The organism is Georgenia muralis (assembly GCF_003814705.1).
GTDB classification, from domain to species: Bacteria; Actinomycetota; Actinomycetes; order Actinomycetales; family Actinomycetaceae; genus Georgenia; species Georgenia muralis.
In genome coordinates, this window is sequence record NZ_RKRA01000001.1 from 2,294,972 (window position 1) to 2,310,845 (window position 15,874).

A 15,874-nucleotide genomic window follows, 5' to 3' on the forward strand; every position below is an offset into this window, starting at 1 on the left:
CGCGCCGTCGCGAACCAGGGATGGAGCAGCAGTGACGCACAGCGACCACGACTTCCGCATCGAGCACGACACGATGGGGGAGGTGAAGGTCCCGCGGGACGCGCTCTACTCCGCCCAGACCCAGCGCGCGGTCGAGAACTTCCCGATCTCCGGGCGGGGCCTGTCCGCGCACCACATCGCGGCGCTCGGGCAGGTCAAGCGCGCCGCGGCGCTGGCCAACGCCGAGCTGGGGGTCCTGCCCGAGGACGTCGCCCAGGCCGTCGCCACGGCCGCCGACGAGGTCATCGCCGGCATGCACGACCGCCACTTCCCGATCGACGTCTTCCAGACCGGCTCCGGGACGTCATCGAACATGAACGCCAACGAGGTGGTCGCCAACCTCGCCGGCACGATCCTGGGCCGACCCGTCCACCCCAACGACCACGTCAACGCCTCCCAGTCCTCCAACGACGTCTTCCCCTCCTCGATCCACATCGCGGCGATGCAGGCGGTCACGGAGGAGCTGCTGCCGGGGCTGGAGGTCCTCGCGGCGTCCCTCGAGCGCAAGGCGGAGGAGTTCGCCGACGTCGTGAAGTCCGGGCGCACGCACCTCATGGACGCCACACCGATCACGCTCGGCCAGGAGTTCTCCGGCTACGCCACCCAGATCCGGTACGGCATCGCCCGGGTCGAGGCGACCCTGCCGCGTCTCGCCGAGCTCCCGCTCGGCGGCACCGCCGTCGGCACCGGCATCAACACCCCGCCCGGCTTCTCCGCGCGCGTCATCGAGCTCATCGCCGAGAACACGGGTCTGCCGCTCGTGGAGGCCCGGAACCACTTCGAGGCCCAGGCCGCCCAGGACTCCCTCGTGGAGACCTCGGGGGCGCTGCGGACCATCGCGGTGTCACTGACCAAGATCGCGAACGACCTGCGGTGGATGGGCTCCGGGCCCCGGACGGGCCTGGGCGAGCTCGCCCTGCCCGACCTGCAGCCGGGCTCGTCGATCATGCCCGGCAAGGTCAACCCGGTCGTCCCCGAGGCGACCGTCATGGTCGCCGCGCAGGTCATCGGCAACGACGCCGCCATCGCCTTCGCCGGCGCCCAGGGCAACTTCGACCTGCTGGTCATGCTGCCGGTCATGGCACGCAACCTGCTCGAGTCCATCACCCTGGTCGGCAACGTCTCGCGGGTCCTGGCGACCAAGACCGTCGACGGGCTCGTCGCGAACGTCGAGCGCTGCCTGGAGCTGGCGGAGTCCTCGCCGTCGATCGTCACCCCGCTCAACCGGGTGATCGGGTACGAGGCGGCCGCGAGGATCGCGAAGCACTCCGTGAAGAAGGGGATCACCGTCCGCGCGGCGGTGGAGGACCTCGGCTACGTCGAGCGCGGTGAGATCACCCCCGCGCAGCTCGACGAGGCGCTCGACGTCCGGTCCATGACCGCGCCGCGCCAGGCCTGAGCCCCGCTGGTCCTGCGCCGGCGGGGCCGCGGGGCGGCGCGGACCCGGCTGGCGGTCTGCGGCGGAGGTCGGCGACGCCGACTCAGCCGGTTCGCGCCGAGTTAGCATGAACTTTCATGCCGACTCGGCCGCAACCCTGCTGAGTCGTCGCGTTCCTGCTGAGTGAGTCGGGGCTGGCGGGCGCGGGCGTGGCCGCGACCTGCTGAGTCGTCGCGTCCCTGCCGAGTGAGCCGGTGCCGGGCGTCCCCCGGCACCGGCCTCCATATCAGAGCTGGGCGAGCGCCTGCCGGGCGATGGCCAGCTCCTCGTTGGTGGGCACCACGAGGACGGCGACGCGGGCGCCGGCGGGGGAGATGACCTTGGCCTCCTTCATGCGGCCGGCGTTGAGCTCGGGGTCGATCTGCACGCCGAGGAACTCCAGGCCGCGCACGGCGTCGGCGCGCACGACGTCGTCGTTCTCCCCGACCCCCGCGGTGAAGGCCAGGACGTCCAGGCCACCCATGACGGCGGCGTAGGCGCCGATGTACTTGCGCAGCCGGTGGGTGTAGACGTCCAGGCCCACCCGCGCGGCGCTGTCACCGGCGGCGACGAGGTCGTGGAGCTCGCGCAGGTCGTTGACGCCGGTGAGGCCCTTGAGGCCGGACCGCTTGTTGAACAGGTCGTCGATCTCGTCGATGCTCATGCCCGCGTTGCGTGCGAGGTGGAACACCACGGCGGGGTCGATGTCCCCGGTCCGGGTGCCCATGACCAGCCCCTCGAGCGGCGTCAGCCCCATGGAGGTGTCCACGGCGTGCCCGCCCTTGACCGCCGACGCCGACGCCCCGTTGCCCAGGTGCAGGACGACGGTGCGCAGCTCGGCCAGGTCGCGGCCGAGGATCTCCGCCGCCCGGGTCGAGACATACTGGTGAGAGGTGCCGTGGGCGCCGTACCGGCGCACCGAGTACTGCTCGGCGACCTCACGGTCGAGGGCGTACGTGGCGGCGTCGTCGGGCAGGTTGCGGAAGAAGGCGGTGTCGAACACGGCGACGTGCGGGACGTCGGGGAAGAGCTCGCGCGCCACCCGGATGCCGGTGAGGTTCGCGGGGTTGTGCAGCGGGGCGAGCGGCGAGAGCCGCTCGATCGTGGCGAGCACGTCCTCGTCGACGCGCACGGGACCGTCGTAGTACCGCCCGCCCATGACCACCCGGTGGCCGACGGCGACGACGTTCGCCTCGGCGAGGGAGGGACCGACCTCGTCGAAGAGGCTCGTGACGATGCGCAGGCCCTCGCCGTGGTCGGCCACGGCCGTCTCGCGCTCGGTGGTCTGCGCGCCCTGCTTGTGCACGACCCGGCCCGCCGGTTCGCCGATGCGCTCGACCAGGCCCGAGGCGAGCGCCGTCCCGGCCGCGGGGTCGACCAGCTGGTACTTGATCGAGGACGACCCCGAGTTGATGACGAGGACGGTGTCGGTCATGCGGAGGCCTCCTGGGGGGCGGGTACGGGGGTGGTGGTGTCGGGTGCGGCGTCGGCGGCGGCCGCGGCGGCGGCCTTCTCGGCCTGGGCCTGGACGGCCGTGATCGCGACCGTGTTGACGATGTCCTGGACCAGGGCGCCGCGGGAGAGGTCGTTGACGGGCTTGTTGAGGCCCTGCAGGACCGGCCCGACGGCGACGGCGCCGGCCGAGCGCTGGACCGCCTTGTAGGTGTTGTTGCCGGTGTTGAGGTCCGGGAAGATGAAGACCGTCGCGCGACCCGCGACGTCGGAGTCGGGCAGCTTCGACCGCGCAACGGAGGCGTCCACCGCGGCGTCGTACTGGATCGGGCCCTCGACGAAGAGGTCGGGACGGCGCTCCCGGACGATCTCGGTGGCCGTGCGGACCTTCTCCACGTCGGCGCCCGAGCCGGACTCGCCGGTGGAGTACGAGAGCATCGCGACCCGCGGGTCCACACCGAACTGGGCTGCGGTCGCGGAGGACGAGATGGCGATGTCCGCGAGCTCCTCGGAGGTCGGGTCGGGGTTGACCGCGCAGTCGCCGTAGACGAGGACCCGGTCGGCCAGGCACATGAAGAACACCGACGACACGATCGAGGTGCCCGGCTTGGTCTTGATGATCTCGAAGGACGGCTTGATCGTGTGCGCCGTGGTGTGCGCGGCGCCGGAGACCATCCCGTCGGCGAGGCCGAGGTGGACCATCATCGTGCCGAAGTACGACACGCCCCGGACGATCTCGCGGGCCCGGTCGATCGTCATGCCCTTGTGGGCGCGCAGCCGGGTGTACTCCTCGGCGAAGTCCTGCAGCAGCGGCGAGCAGGCCGGGTCCAGGACCGTGGCGGCCTCGATGTCCAGGCCGAGCTCGGCCGCGCGGGCCCGGACCCGCGACTCGTCCCCGAGGATCGTCAGGTCCGCGACCTGGCGGGACAGCAGGGTCGAGGCGGCGCGCAGGATCCGGTCGTCCCCGCCCTCGGGCAGCACGATGTGCTGGCGGTCCGACCGCGCCCGCTCCAGGAGCGCGGACTCGAACATCAGCGGCGTGACGACCTCGCTGCGCGGCACGTCCAGGACCCGCATGAGCGACTCGGGCTCGATGTTCTGCTCGAAGACGCCCAGGGCGGAGTCGATCTTGCGCTGGGTCCCGCGCGCGAGGAGCCCGCGGGTCCCGGCCACGATCCGCGCCGCCTCGAACGTGTCGTGGCGGGTGACGATCACGGGGAGCCGGTTCCCGAGGCCCTCGACCAGGCGCAGCACCTGGGCGGAGGGGGCGTAGCCACCGTTGAGGACGACGCCGGCCAGGGACGGGAAGCCCTCGGCGGCGTGCGCCGTGGCGAGGGTGATGAGGACCTCGGGCCGGTCGCTGGCCGCGATGCACAGCTGGCCCTCGCGCAGCCGCTCCAGGACGTGCTCGGTGTTCATGCCGGAGATGAGCATGTGCTCGGCCTCGCGGCCGAGGAGCTCGGCGTCGCCCAGGATGAGCTCGCCCTCCAGGGCGGTCATGACGTCGCGCACGATGGGGGCGGACAGCAGCGGGATCTCCGGCAGCGCCCACACCGGCACGCCGAGGTCGGCGAGCCGGTCACGGACGACGTCGAGCTGGTCCGCGCCGCAGCGGTTGGCCACGACACCGACGGTCGCGGCGTGGGCCTGGTCGATCTCCCCGACGGCGATCTCGACGAGGCTGTGGATGTCCTCGGGGGAGCGGTCCAGCGCCGAGACGACCAGCAGCACCGGGGCGCCGAGGTTGGCCGCCACCCGGGCGTTGAAGGCCAGCTCGGTCGGGCCGGCGACGTCGGTGTAGTCCGAGCCGACGATGAGGACGGCCTCGCACTGGCGCGCCACGCGCTGGTAGCGGTCGACCACCGTGGCCAGGGCCGCCTCGGGGTCGGCGTGGACGGCGTCGTAGGTCACGCCCACGACGTCGTCGTAGGAGAGGTCGACGCCGTCGTGCTCGAGGAGGAGGTTGACGATGACGTCGTCCCCGCTGGCCGAGCGGGTCACCGGCCGGAAGATCCCGACCCGGCCCACCCGCCGGGCCATGAGGTCCAGCAGGCCCAGGGCCACGATGGACTTGCCCGTGTACCCCTCCGGTGAGGCGATGTAGATGCTGGAGCGCGCCATCGGGCCGTCCTTCCTCGTCGGTGCCACTACTCGTTGTCCCCGCCCGTGGCGGACGACGCCGTCGGCCCGCCGCGCTCGGTCCCGGTGTCGCCGACGTCGGGCCACACCCAGTCCGCCACGGCCGGGATGTCCTCGCCGTGCTCCCGGGTGTAGGCCCGGGCCTCGTGCCGGGCGTCGATCATCCGCTGGCGCAGGAGGCCGTGCCGGGCGGCGAGGCCGGGCACGCGGTCGATGACGTCCATGACGAGGTGGTACCGGTCGAGGTCGTTGAGCATGACCATGTCGAACGGCGTCGTCGTCGTGCCCTCCTCCTTGAACCCGCGCACGTGGAGGTTCTTGTGCCCGGTCCGGCGGTAGGTCAGCCGGTGGATGAGCCACGGGTAGCCGTGGTACGCGAACACGATCGGCCGGTCGGTGGTGAAGATCGTGTCGAAGGCGCGGTCGCTCAGCCCGTGCGGGTGCTCCTTCTCGTCCTGCAGGCGCATGAGGTCGACGACGTTGACGACCCGCACCTTCAGGTCGGGGATGTTCCGGCGGAGGATGTCCGCCGCGGCGAGGGTCTCGAGGGTAGGCACATCCCCGGCGCAGCCGAGGACGACGTCGGGCGGCGTGCCCTCGACCTCGGTGCCCGCCCACTCCCAGATGCCCAGGCCGCGTGCGCAGTGCCGGTCGGCGTCGTCGACGCCGAGGAAGTTCGGCGCGGGCTGCTTGCCGGCGACGACGACGTTGACGTACTGCTTGGAGCCCAGCACGTGCGCGTACGTCGACAGCAGGGTGTTGGTGTCCGGCGGCAGGTACACCCGGATGATGTCGGCCTTCTTGTTGACCACGTGGTCGATGAAGCCCGGGTCCTGGTGGGAGAAGCCGTTGTGGTCCTGGCGCCACACGTGGGAGGACAGCAGGTAGTTGAGCGAGGCGATGGGCCGGCGCCACGGGATGTGGTTGGTGACCTTGAGCCACTTCGCGTGCTGGTTGAACATCGAGTCGACGATGTGGATGAACGCCTCGTAGGAGCTCATCATCCCGTGCCGGCCGGTGAGCAGGTACCCCTCGAGCCAGCCCTGGCACTGGTGCTCCGAGAGCACCTCCATGACCCGCCCGGCGCGGGCGAGGTGGTCGTCGGCGTCGGTGGGCAGGTAGCCGGCGTTCCACTGCTTGTCGGTGACGTCGTAGACGTCCTGGAGCCGGTTCGAGGCGGTCTCGTCCGGACCGAAGATCCGGAAGTTGTCGGGGTTGAGGCGCACCACCTCGGTGAGGAACTTCCCCAGCACCCGGGTGGCCTCGGTCATCGGTGCACCGGGGACGTCGACCTCGACGCCGAAGTCGCGCCAGTCGGGCAGGCGCAGGTCCCGCAGGACCAGGCCGCCGTTGGTGTGCGGGTTGGCGCTCATCCGCAGGTGCCCCGCGGGGGCGAGCGAGGCGACGGCCGGGTCGAGCCGGCCCTCGTCGTCGAAGAGCTCCTCCGCGCGGTAGCTGCGCAGCCAGGCCTCGAGGTCGGCGAGGTGCTCGTCGGTGTCCCGGGCGCTGGCCAGCGGCACCTGGTGCGAGCGCCAGGAGTCCTCGGTGCGCTTGCCGTCGATCTCCTTCGGACCGGTCCAGCCCTTGGGGCTGCGGAAGACGATCATCGGCCACGCCGGCCGGTCCATGTCCGGCTCGTCGACGGCGCGGGCCTTGATCTCGGCGATCTCGTCCAGGACGACGTCGAGGAGCTCGGCGAAGCGGCGGTGGACCGCGGCGGGGTCCTCGCCGTCGAAGCCGCCGGTGAAGAAGTGGGGCTTGTGGCCGTAGCCCCGCATGAGGTCGGCCAGCTCCTCCTCGGGGATCCGGGCGAGGACGGTGGGGTTGGCGATCTTGTAGCCGTTGAGGTGCAGCACCGGCAGGACGACACCGTCCTTGGCCGGGTTGACGAACTTGTTGGAGTGCCAGGACGTGGCCAGGGGGCCGGTCTCGGCCTCGCCGTCACCGACGACGGCGAGGACGAGCAGGTCGGGGTTGTCGAACGCGGCGCCGTAGGCGTGGGAGAGGGCGTAGCCGAGCTCGCCGCCCTCGTGGATCGAGCCGGGGGTCTCGGGGGCCACGTGGGAGGGGATGCCGCCGGGGAAGGAGAACTGACGGAAGAGACGGCGCAGGCCCTCGGCGTCCTGGGTGATGTCCGGGTAGGTCTCGCTGTAGGTGCCCTCGAGGTAGGTGTTCGCCACCAGGCCCGGCCCGCCGTGCCCGGGGCCGGTGACGTACATGGCGGAGAGGTCGCGCTCGGCGATGGCCCGGTTCATGTGCGCGTAGAGGAAGTTCAGCCCCGGCGTCGTGCCCCAGTGGCCGAGCAGGCGCGGCTTGACGTGGTCGCGGTCGAGCGGCTCGCGCAGCAGGGGGTTGTCGTGGAGGTAGATCTGACCGACGGAGAGGTAGTTCGCCGCCCGCCACCAGGCGTCGACCCGCTCCAGGGTCTCGGCGTCCAGGGGGGCGGTCGTCGCGTCCGAGCGGCGCTGCCACGCGGCGGGGGCGGCGGGGGTGGTGGTCATCCTGGGACTCCTCGGTGAGAAGGGCGCGCCCGGTGGCCGCGAGGGGCGGACCGCGGACCGGTCGAGGTTCGGACACGCCCAGTCTGCCCGTTTCCCCCCTCCGGCGCCGCTGGTGTCGCGGCCGGGTTCGTGCCCGGGAGGTGCGGTGTGCCCGAGAACACAGACCGGGGGCACACCGCCGGCGACGTAGCCTAGGTCCGTGGACCCAACCGCCCCCTCCCGCGCTGTGGTGAGCGCCACGCCGGACGTCGGCGCGGGGCGGCCGGCGGTCTCGTGGACCTGGCGCGACTACCGCGCCGCCGCGCTGACACCCCGGATGATCGGGATATTCGTCCTGCTCCTCGCCGCCGCCGTCGTGTCCGTCCGTCTGGGTGCCTGGCAGCTCGACCGTGCGTCGGTGCGCGGCGCCGCGGAGGCCGAGGCCGCGCACGCCGCGGTCCTGGCCGCCGACCCCGTGCCGCTCGAGGAGGTGCTGCGCGCCCAGACCAGCTTCACCGCCGAGCACCTCGCCCGGCCGGTGGCCGTCACGGGCGAGCTCGAGGACGACCACCAGGTGCTCGTCCCGGGGCGGTCGGTGGCCGGGCAGGACGCCGTCCTCGTCGTCACCGCCCTGCGGGTGACGCAGGGACCGGACACCGGGGCGATGATCCCCGTCCTGCGCGGGTGGGTGCCGGCCGGTGACGTCGTCGTCGGCGACGACGGCTGGCGGCCCCGCGACGCCTCGGTCGCGGCGGCGCTCGCCGTCCCGGCCGGTGAGCAGCGGGTGACCGGGTACCTCGGCGGCTCGGAGGCAGGGGTGAGCGCCGACCTGCCCGCGGGCATGGTCGCCGCCGTCAGCTCGGCCGAGCTCGCCGGGCTCTGGGGCGGGCCCACCTACGGCGGCTACCTCGTCCAGCTCACCGAGGAGGCGGGCGGCGGGCGGGCGGGCGTCTCGGCTGAGGGCCTGGCCCACGCCCCGCCGCCGTCGATGGCGCAGGAGACCGGGCTGAACCTGCAGAACCTCGCCTACGCCGTCGAGTGGGTGATCTTCGGCGGGTTCGCCCTGTTCCTGTGGGGCCGCATGGTCCGCGACGAGGTGGTCTACCGCCGCGAGGACGCCGTGGCCCGCCGGGAGGACGCCGGTCGGCGCGACGGTCGGGACGCCCCGCTCGACGAGGCGCCCGACGCGCCCGACACCCCGCTCGACGAGTCAGCGGCTCCGCGCCGGCTCAGCACCTCCGGGGGTCCGACCTCATCCCGCGCGGTGCCGAGCCGGCCCGAACGGTCCTGACTCGCGGGACCGCGCGCCCCGTCTCACTCCTGCTGCCAGGAGTGCCACAGGGCGGCGTACTCCCCGCCCCGGGAGACGAGCTCGTCGTGGCTGCCCAGCTCCACGATCCGGCCGCCCTCGACGACGGCGACCCGGTCGGCGTCGTGCGCGGTGTGCAGCCGGTGGGCGATCGCGACGACCGTGCGCCCGGAGAGGACGGCCGAGAGGGAGCGCTCGAGGTGCCGGGCCGCCCGCGGGTCGAGCAGGGAGGTCGCCTCGTCCAGCACCAGGGTGTGCGGGTCGAGCAGGACCAGACGGGCCAGGGCCAGCTGCTGGGCCTGGGCCGGGGTCAGGTCGGTCCCGCCGGAGCCGACCTCGGTGCGCGACCCCTCGGGCAGCCGGTCCACCCACTCGAGGGCGTCGACGGCGGCCAGCGCGGCGCGCATCTCCTCCTCGCTCGCCGCCGCCCGGGCCAGGCGCAGGTTGTCCTCGACCGTCCCGACGAAGACGTGGTGCTCCTGGGTGACGAGGGCGACGTGGGAGCGCAGCTCCTCCTCGGGCAGGTCCACCAGGGGCACCCCGCCGACCGTGACGCTGCCGCCGCCGGGCGGGTGGATCCCGGCGAGCATGCGACCCAGCGTGGACTTGCCCGCGCCCGAGGGCCCCACCACCGCGAGCCGCTCGCCGGGCACGAGGTCCAGGTCGACCCCGTGCAGGACGTCCTGGCCCTCCCGGTAGGCGTAGCGCACCCCGGTGGCGACCACGTGGTCGTCGGCCGGGACGGCGCCCGAGGGGCGGCGGTCCGGTTCGACGAGGGTGACGCCGAAGAGCCGGGCGAGGCTGGCGTTGGCGACCTGGAGCTCGTCGATCCAGAAGAGCAGCTCGTCGACGGGGCTGCGGACCTGCATGGCGTACAGCGCCACGGTGGTGACCGCGCCGAGGGTGACGAGTCCGGCGTCGAGGAGCCAGGCGCCCCACAGCAGGGTCGCGACGATCGGCAGCGTGAAGGACAGGCCCAGCCAGAAGAAGAGGACGACCCGCATCCGCAGGGTGACCACCTCGGTGTCCCAGGCGCGCGCGACGGCGGCATCGGTCCGGGCACGCCGGCGCCGGCCCAGACCGAGGGCGTCGACCGTGGCGGCCTGCTCGACGGACTCGGTGAGCACCCCGTTGAGCCGGGCGTAGGCCTCGGAGTTGACCAGGTACGCCGGGGTGGCGGTGCGCAGGTAGCGGCGGGTGGCGACCGTGATGAGGGGCACCGCGACCAGCAGGGCCAGCGCCACCAGCGGTGAGGCGATCACGGCGGCCGCCAGGGTCAGCAGGATCGTCGCCGTCGTCACGAGCAGCCGGGGCACGCCGAACCGCACGGTCCACTGCACGCGGTCGATGTCGTTGGTGGTGCGGCCCAGGAGGTCGCCGGTGCCGGCGCGCTCGACGGTGGACAGCGGCAGGTGCGTCACGGCCAGGAGGAAGTCCTCACGCAGGCGCGCGAAGACCTCCTCACCGAGGATCATGGCCCCGCGCTGGGCGAAGCGGGTGATGACCGCCTGGACGACGACGACCCCGACGATCGTCAGGCCGACCGAGTTGACGTGGGCGAGGGTCGTGCCCTGCGCGACGGCGTCGACGAGGTCGCCGAGCAGCCACGGCACGGCCAGCGCCGCGACGGCGGCGAGGGCCTGGAGGGTGACGACGACCACGAGCCGTCGGCGGTAGCGGCGCAGCAGCGCCATCGACAGGGAGCGGACGGTGCGTGCGTCCGCGACGGGCAGCTGCATCAGCGGGCCTCCTCGGCGTGGACGAGCTCGGCGGGGTTCTCGCCGTCACCGCCGGCGCGGGCGACGACGTCGCGGTAGGCCCGCGCGTCCGGGTCGCCGGCGGCGGCCCGGGCGAGCAGGTCACGGTGACGGCCGCGGGTGCGCTCGGCGCCGCCGACGAGCAGCACGACGTCGTCGGCGTGCTCGAGGACGAGCGGCGAGGCGGTGACGACCACGGTCGTGCGGCCGTGCCGGGCCGCCCGGAGCCTGGCGGCGATGCGGGCCTCGGTGTGGGCGTCGACCGCGCTGGTGGGCTCGACGAGGACCAGCGTCTCGGCGCCGGTGAGCAGCGCCCGCGCGAGGGCGACCCGCTGGCGCTGGCCGCCCGAGAGGGAGCGGCCCTTCTCGGTGATCTCCCCGTCGAGGCGCTCGGGCATGGAGTCGAGCACGTCGGCGGCGTCCGCCACGGCGAGGGCCTCGTACAGGGCGTCCTCGTCGCCGCGGTCGCGCACGTCCAGCTCCTCGCGCAGGGTGCCGGTGAAGAGCTGGGGCGTGGCGTCGGCGACGACGATCCGCTCGCGCACCCGCGCGACCGGCAGGTCGCGCAGGGGCACGCCGTCCACCGTGACCTCCGGTGCGGCGTCGTCGAGACGCCCGAGCCGGCGGGCCAGCTCGGCGGCCTCGTCCGGGCGGGCGGAGACCAGGGCCGTGAGCCGGCCGGGGCGGACCCGGACGCCGCTGGTGGTGTCCACGAGCAGGCCGTCGCCGACCGGCACCGCGGGCGTCGCGCCGGCGTCGGCGGCCTCGGACTCGGCCAGGGTGCCCGCCGCCGGGGCGACGGCGAGGACCTTGACGATCTTCCGGGCCCCCACCCGGGCGCGGGTGAACATGGTGATGAACTGCGTGGCGGCGCGCAGGGGCTGGGCGAGCAGGGCGGTGGCGCCGTAGAAGGCCACCAGCTGACCGGCGGTGACCTCACCGGTCAGGGCGAGGCGGGCACCGAGCCAGACGACGCCGGCGACGAAGAGCCCGGGCAGCAGGATCTGGAGCGCCTCGAGCAGGGAGGAGACCGCGGCGACCCGGACCCCGGCCGCGCGCACCACCTGGGACTGGGCGGCGTACCGGGCGGCGAAGACGTCCTCGCCGCCGATGCCGCGCAGGACGCGCAGGCCGGAGACGGTGTCGGAGCCCAGGGTCGTGAGCCGCCCCGTGGCCTCCCGGTGGGCGGCCTGGCGGGCGTGCAGGGGCTTCACGAGGAGGGCGAGGACGGCCATCGTCACCGGTAGCCCGACGAGGACGGCGAGCCCCAGGGTCGCCGAGTACTGCAGGAGGACGACCGCGACCGCGAGGAAGGCGATCACCGACCCGACGAACCGGGGGAGGAGCTCGGCGGTGTTGCCGACGTGGAAGGCGTCGGAGGCGACCGTGGAGACCACCTCGCCCGTGGGCATGTCCGACGCGACGGCGCTGCCGGTGCGGGTGACGTGGTGCCCGACCAGGCGCGAGACGCGGAAGGCGCTGCCGAGCCACCCCCAGATCTCCCCGATGTGGCCGAGCGCGTCGGCGAGCGCCTGGACCACGCCGATGGCCAGGAGCAGCACGCACGCGGTGACCAGGCCGCGGGTCAGACCGCCCTCGAGGCCGGCGTCGAGGGCGGCACCGAGGACGAAGGGGATCGCGGCGTAGGCGAGGGCGTTGACGGTGGCGAGCACGACGGCGCCGGTGAGGACGCCGCGCTGACGGCCGGCGATCCAGCCGAGCAGCGCCAGCGGCGAGGTCAGCGGGGGGTGTCCAGGATGACCCTGGGGGGAACGGAGCACCTGCTGAGGTTACGGCCCTGCGGGCCCGCCTCTCCACGTCATTTCCGGCGCGGGGCGCGGTGCGGGGCGGCGCACGGCCGGCAGGTGAAGCCGTGGGCCACGCGGGCCTGCCGTGGGTGAGCGGCCGCACCGCACGAGGGTGCCGTGGACCCGCCGCGTGCGGTGAGAGACTGGCCCCGTCCCCCCGTCGAGAGGCTGTCATGTCCACGTCCCGCGCCGTCGAGCCGGTCGCCCAGGCCGGGCGCAAGGCCCGCTCCGCCTTCGCCTACTACCGCGCCATGGCGTTCGTCACCGGCGCGATGCTCCTCGTCCTCACCCTGGAGATGGTGCTGAAGTACGTCTTCAACGGCGGCACGCCGGTGATCGGCACCTGGGTCGCGATCGTGCACGGCTGGATCTACGTCGTCTACATCGTCACCGTCTTCAACCTGTGGTCGCTCATGCGGTGGGACTTCGGCCGCATCGTCGCCCTCGTGGCCGGCGGCGTCGTCCCGGTCCTGTCCTTCGTCATGGAGCGCCGGGCCCACGGATGGTTCGAGGCCGACCTGCCCGCCCTCCTCGCCCGCACGGCGGACCGGGCCCGCTGACCCGCTGCACCGCCGTCTATCCTGACGCGGTGAGCACACCCGAGCACCTCGCGCAGGGCGGGTCGGCCCCCGCCCCGACGCCCACCGCCTCGACCCCGCGGCCCGTCCTCGTCGTCGACTACGGCGCCCAGTACGCCCAGCTGATCGCCCGGCGGGTGCGCGAGGCCAACGTGTACTCCGAGATCGTCCCGCACACCATGGCGGTGGCGGACATGCTCGCGAAGGAGCCCGCCGCTATCATCCTCTCCGGCGGCCCCGCCTCGGTCTACGCCGAGGACGCCCCGGCGACCGACCCCGCGCTCTTCGACGCGGGGGTCCCCGTGCTGGGCATCTGCTACGGCTTCCAGTCCATGGCCCGGGCCCTGGGTGGGACGGTCGCCAACACCGGCGCCCGCGAGTACGGCTCCACCGTGGTCCGCGTCGCCGGCACCGGCGAGCTCCTCGCCGGCTCCCCGGTCCAGCAGACGGTGTGGATGTCCCACGGCGACGCCGTCCACGCCGCCCCGGCCGGGTTCGACGTGCTCGCCACCTCCGACGGCTCGCCCGTCGCGGCGTTCGAGGACCGCGAGCGGCACCTGTACGGCATGCAGTGGCACCCCGAGGTCAAGCACTCGGTCCTCGGCCAGGAGGCGCTGGAGCGGTTCCTCTACGACGGCGCCGGGCTGGAGCCCACCTGGACCCCCGGCAACGTCATCGCCGAGCAGGTCCAGGCCATCCGCGCCCAGGTCGGCGACGCCCGGGTCATCTGCGGCCTGTCCGGCGGCGTGGACTCCTCCGTGGCCGCCGCGCTCGTCCAGGAGGCGGTGGGGGACCAGCTCACCTGCGTCTTCGTCGACCACGGGCTGCTGCGCGCCGGCGAGGCCGAGCAGGTCGAGCAGGACTTCGTCGCCGCGACCGGGATCCGGCTCGTCGTCGTCGACGCCGCCCAGCGGTTCCTCGACGCCCTCGCCGGGGTGACGGACCCCGAGACGAAGCGCAAGATCATCGGCCGCGAGTTCATCCGCGTCTTCGAGCAGGCCGCCCGCGACGTCGTCGCCGAGGCCGGTGCACACGGCGAGGAGGTCAGGTTCCTCGTCCAGGGCACCCTCTACCCCGACGTCGTGGAGTCCGGCGGGGGCGAGGGGGCGGCCAACATCAAGTCCCACCACAACGTCGGCGGGCTGCCCGAGGACATGCGCTTCGAGCTCGTCGAGCCCCTGCGGACCCTGTTCAAGGACGAGGTGCGCGCCGTCGGTCTCGAGCTCGGCGTGCCCGAGGCGATCGTGTGGCGCCAGCCCTTCCCCGGCCCCGGCCTGGGCATCCGCATCATCGGTGAGGTCACCGGCGAGCGGCTGGAGATCCTGCGCGCCGCCGACGCCATCGCCCGCGAGGAGCTGAGTGCGGCCGGGCTCGACCGGGAGATCTGGCAGTGCCCGGTGGTGCTCCTCGCCGACGTCCGCTCCGTCGGCGTGCAGGGTGACGGGCGCACGTACGGCCACCCCGTGGTCCTGCGGCCGGTCTCCTCCGAGGACGCCATGACCGCGGACTGGTCGCGGGTGCCCTACGACGTCCTGGCCCGCATCTCCACGCGGATCACCAACTCCGTCCCGGAGGTGAACCGGGTCGTGCTGGACGTCACGAGCAAGCCGCCGGGCACCATCGAGTGGGAGTGATGCGCCGCGTCGTCCACGTCTCCGACTGCTACCCGCCGCGGGTCGGGGGCATCGAGACCCAGGTCCGCGACCTGGCCCACCGGCAGGCGGCGGCCGGCGACGACGTCCACGTCCTCACCGCCACGCCCGGCGAGGAGCCCGGGCCCGGCGAGCGACCCGGTCCCGGCCGGGACGCCGGCACGGAGGGTCGCGCCGAGCCCCGTGTCCACCGCATCGCGACCCGGCTGGCCCTCGGGGTCCCCGTCCACCCCCTCGAGCGTCCGCTCCTGCGGCGCGCCCTGGCCGACCTGCGGCCCGACGTCGTGCACGTCCACGCCGGGGTCGTCTCGCCCTTCGCCTACGACGGCGCCCGTGCGGCCCGCGCCCTGGGTCTGCCGCTCGTCATCACCTGGCACTGCATGCTCGACGGCGCCGTGCCCGCGTACCGGGTCGGTGCACGCCTGACCGGGTGGGACGAGGCGGCGGCCGCCTTCACCGCGGTCTCCGCCGTCGCCGGCGCCAGGGTCGCCGAGGTGGTCGGTGGCCGGCCGGTCGCGGTCGTGCCCAACGGCCTCGACGTCGCGGCCTGGGCGCCGGTGGGTGGCCCCCCGGCGCTGCCACCCGAGGGACCGCTGCGGGTCGTGGCCACCCAGCGCCTCGCCCCGCGCAAGCGGGCCGTCCCTCTGGTGCGCATCATGGCGCGGGTGCGAGAGGCCGTCGGCCCGCGCGTGCACCTGAACCTCATCGGCTCCGGTCCCGCGGAGCAGGCCGTGCGCGCGGAGATCGCCCGCCTCGACCTGGCCGGGACCGTCGAGCTGGTGGGCCGGGTGCCGCGCCCGAGCCTGCGCGAGCGGTACGCCGGCGAGCACGTCTTCGTCGCACCGGCGCGCCTGGAGGCGTTCGGCATCGCCGCCCTCGAGGCCCGCGCCGCCGGGCTCGCGGTGGTCGCGGGCCGGGGGACGGGCGTCGGGGAGTTCGTCACCGACGGCGTGGACGGTCTGCTCGCCCCCGACCGCTCCGACGGGCTCGACGACGAGGCCGCGGACGCCGCGCTCGCCGGCGCCCTGGTCCGTCTCGCGGCCGAGCCCGGGCTGCTCGGTGGGATCCTCGCCCACAACCGCGCGACGGCCCCGGCAGCGGACTGGGCCGACGTGCTGGCCGCCTGCGAGGCGGCCTACGCGCAGGCGTCCGACGGGGCGGTCGCCGGCGATCCGTGACGTTCTGCGCGGAGTGTGCCGCGATGCCTGCCATCAGGATGTTTGTCTCATTTGCACCTGTTGTG

General features: G+C 73.9%; 10 protein-coding genes. 5 read left to right on the forward strand and 5 right to left on the reverse strand.

Features of this window, described 5'->3' with window-relative positions:
• The first annotated feature begins 31 nt into the window (after nt 1-31).
• On the forward strand, nt 32-1,438 hold the full coding sequence (locus EDD32_RS10300) for a class II fumarate hydratase (RefSeq protein WP_123917225.1): 1,407 nt from the start codon (nt 32-34) through the stop codon (nt 1,436-1,438).
• Nucleotides 1,439-1,703: 265 nt separating this feature from the next.
• Here EDD32_RS10300 and EDD32_RS10305 read toward each other — a convergent pair whose 3' ends face one another.
• The 3 genes from EDD32_RS10305 to EDD32_RS10315 are packed head-to-tail and all read right to left on the reverse strand — an operon-like array spanning nt 1,704 to nt 7,548.
• Nucleotides 1,704-2,891 (reverse strand): acetate/propionate family kinase, encoded by a 1,188-nt coding sequence (locus EDD32_RS10305; protein WP_123917227.1) that lies wholly within the window; start codon nt 2,889-2,891, stop codon nt 1,704-1,706.
• Nucleotides 2,888-5,029, reverse strand: coding sequence for a phosphate acetyltransferase (pta, locus tag EDD32_RS10310; protein WP_123917229.1), 2,142 nt, complete (start codon nt 5,027-5,029; stop codon nt 2,888-2,890). The genes EDD32_RS10305 and pta overlap by 4 nt, the downstream gene beginning before the upstream one ends.
• A gap of 26 nt (nt 5,030-5,055) precedes the next feature.
• A complete protein-coding gene (locus tag EDD32_RS10315; RefSeq protein ID WP_123917231.1) occupies nt 5,056-7,548 on the reverse strand; it encodes a phosphoketolase family protein in 2,493 nt (830 codons plus the stop codon).
• A gap of 199 nt (nt 7,549-7,747) precedes the next feature.
• On the opposite strand from EDD32_RS10315, the gene EDD32_RS10320 reads away from it, so the two are divergent.
• Nucleotides 7,748-8,818: an SURF1 family protein gene (locus EDD32_RS10320; protein ID WP_123917233.1), complete on the forward strand. Its 1,071-nt coding sequence runs from the start codon at nt 7,748-7,750 to the stop codon at nt 8,816-8,818.
• A 23-nt stretch (nt 8,819-8,841) separates the two neighbouring features.
• Here the strand turns inward: EDD32_RS10320 and EDD32_RS10325 are convergent, their stop codons facing one another.
• Together EDD32_RS10325 and EDD32_RS10330 are read right to left on the reverse strand one after the other, a co-directional pair.
• The gene (locus EDD32_RS10325; protein ID WP_123917235.1) at nt 8,842-10,575 is read right to left on the reverse strand and encodes an ABC transporter ATP-binding protein; all 1,734 of its coding nucleotides are present in this window, start codon (nt 10,573-10,575) and stop codon (nt 8,842-8,844) included.
• Nucleotides 10,575-12,374, reverse strand: a complete 1,800-nt coding sequence (locus EDD32_RS10330) for an ABC transporter transmembrane domain-containing protein (protein WP_123917237.1) — start codon at nt 12,372-12,374, stop codon at nt 10,575-10,577. The genes EDD32_RS10325 and EDD32_RS10330 overlap by 1 nt, the downstream gene beginning before the upstream one ends.
• A 200-nt stretch (nt 12,375-12,574) precedes the next feature.
• On the opposite strand from EDD32_RS10330, the gene EDD32_RS10335 reads away from it, so the two are divergent.
• The 3 genes from EDD32_RS10335 to EDD32_RS10345 are packed head-to-tail and all read left to right on the forward strand — an operon-like array spanning nt 12,575 to nt 15,809.
• Nucleotides 12,575-12,961, forward strand: a complete 387-nt coding sequence (locus tag EDD32_RS10335) for a DUF3817 domain-containing protein (RefSeq protein WP_123917239.1) — start codon at nt 12,575-12,577, stop codon at nt 12,959-12,961.
• Between the two features lie 29 nt (nt 12,962-12,990).
• Nucleotides 12,991-14,613, forward strand: a complete 1,623-nt coding sequence (gene guaA / locus EDD32_RS10340) for a glutamine-hydrolyzing GMP synthase (protein ID WP_281274872.1) — start codon at nt 12,991-12,993, stop codon at nt 14,611-14,613.
• Entirely contained in the window at nt 14,613-15,809 is a 1,197-nt protein-coding gene (locus EDD32_RS10345) for a glycosyltransferase family 4 protein (protein ID WP_123917243.1), read from the forward strand. The genes guaA and EDD32_RS10345 overlap by 1 nt, the downstream gene beginning before the upstream one ends.
• The last annotated feature ends 65 nt before the right edge of the window (nt 15,810-15,874 follow it).

Bases quoted from the DNA above. Each gene is read 5' to 3' on its own strand.
- EDD32_RS10305 (WP_123917227.1), bottom strand. From the start codon at position 2,891: ATGACCGACACCGTCCTCGTCATCAACTCGGGGTCGTCCTCGATCAAG.
- pta (WP_123917229.1), bottom strand. From the start codon at position 5,029: ATGGCGCGCTCCAGCATCTACATCGCCTCACCGGAGGGGTACACGGGC.
- EDD32_RS10315 (WP_123917231.1), bottom strand. From the start codon at position 7,548: ATGACCACCACCCCCGCCGCCCCCGCCGCGTGGCAGCGCCGCTCGGAC.
- EDD32_RS10325 (WP_123917235.1), bottom strand. From the start codon at position 10,575: ATGCAGCTGCCCGTCGCGGACGCACGCACCGTCCGCTCCCTGTCGATG.
- EDD32_RS10335 (WP_123917239.1), top strand. From the start codon at position 12,575: ATGTCCACGTCCCGCGCCGTCGAGCCGGTCGCCCAGGCCGGGCGCAAG.
- EDD32_RS10345 (WP_123917243.1), top strand. From the start codon at position 14,613: ATGCGCCGCGTCGTCCACGTCTCCGACTGCTACCCGCCGCGGGTCGGG.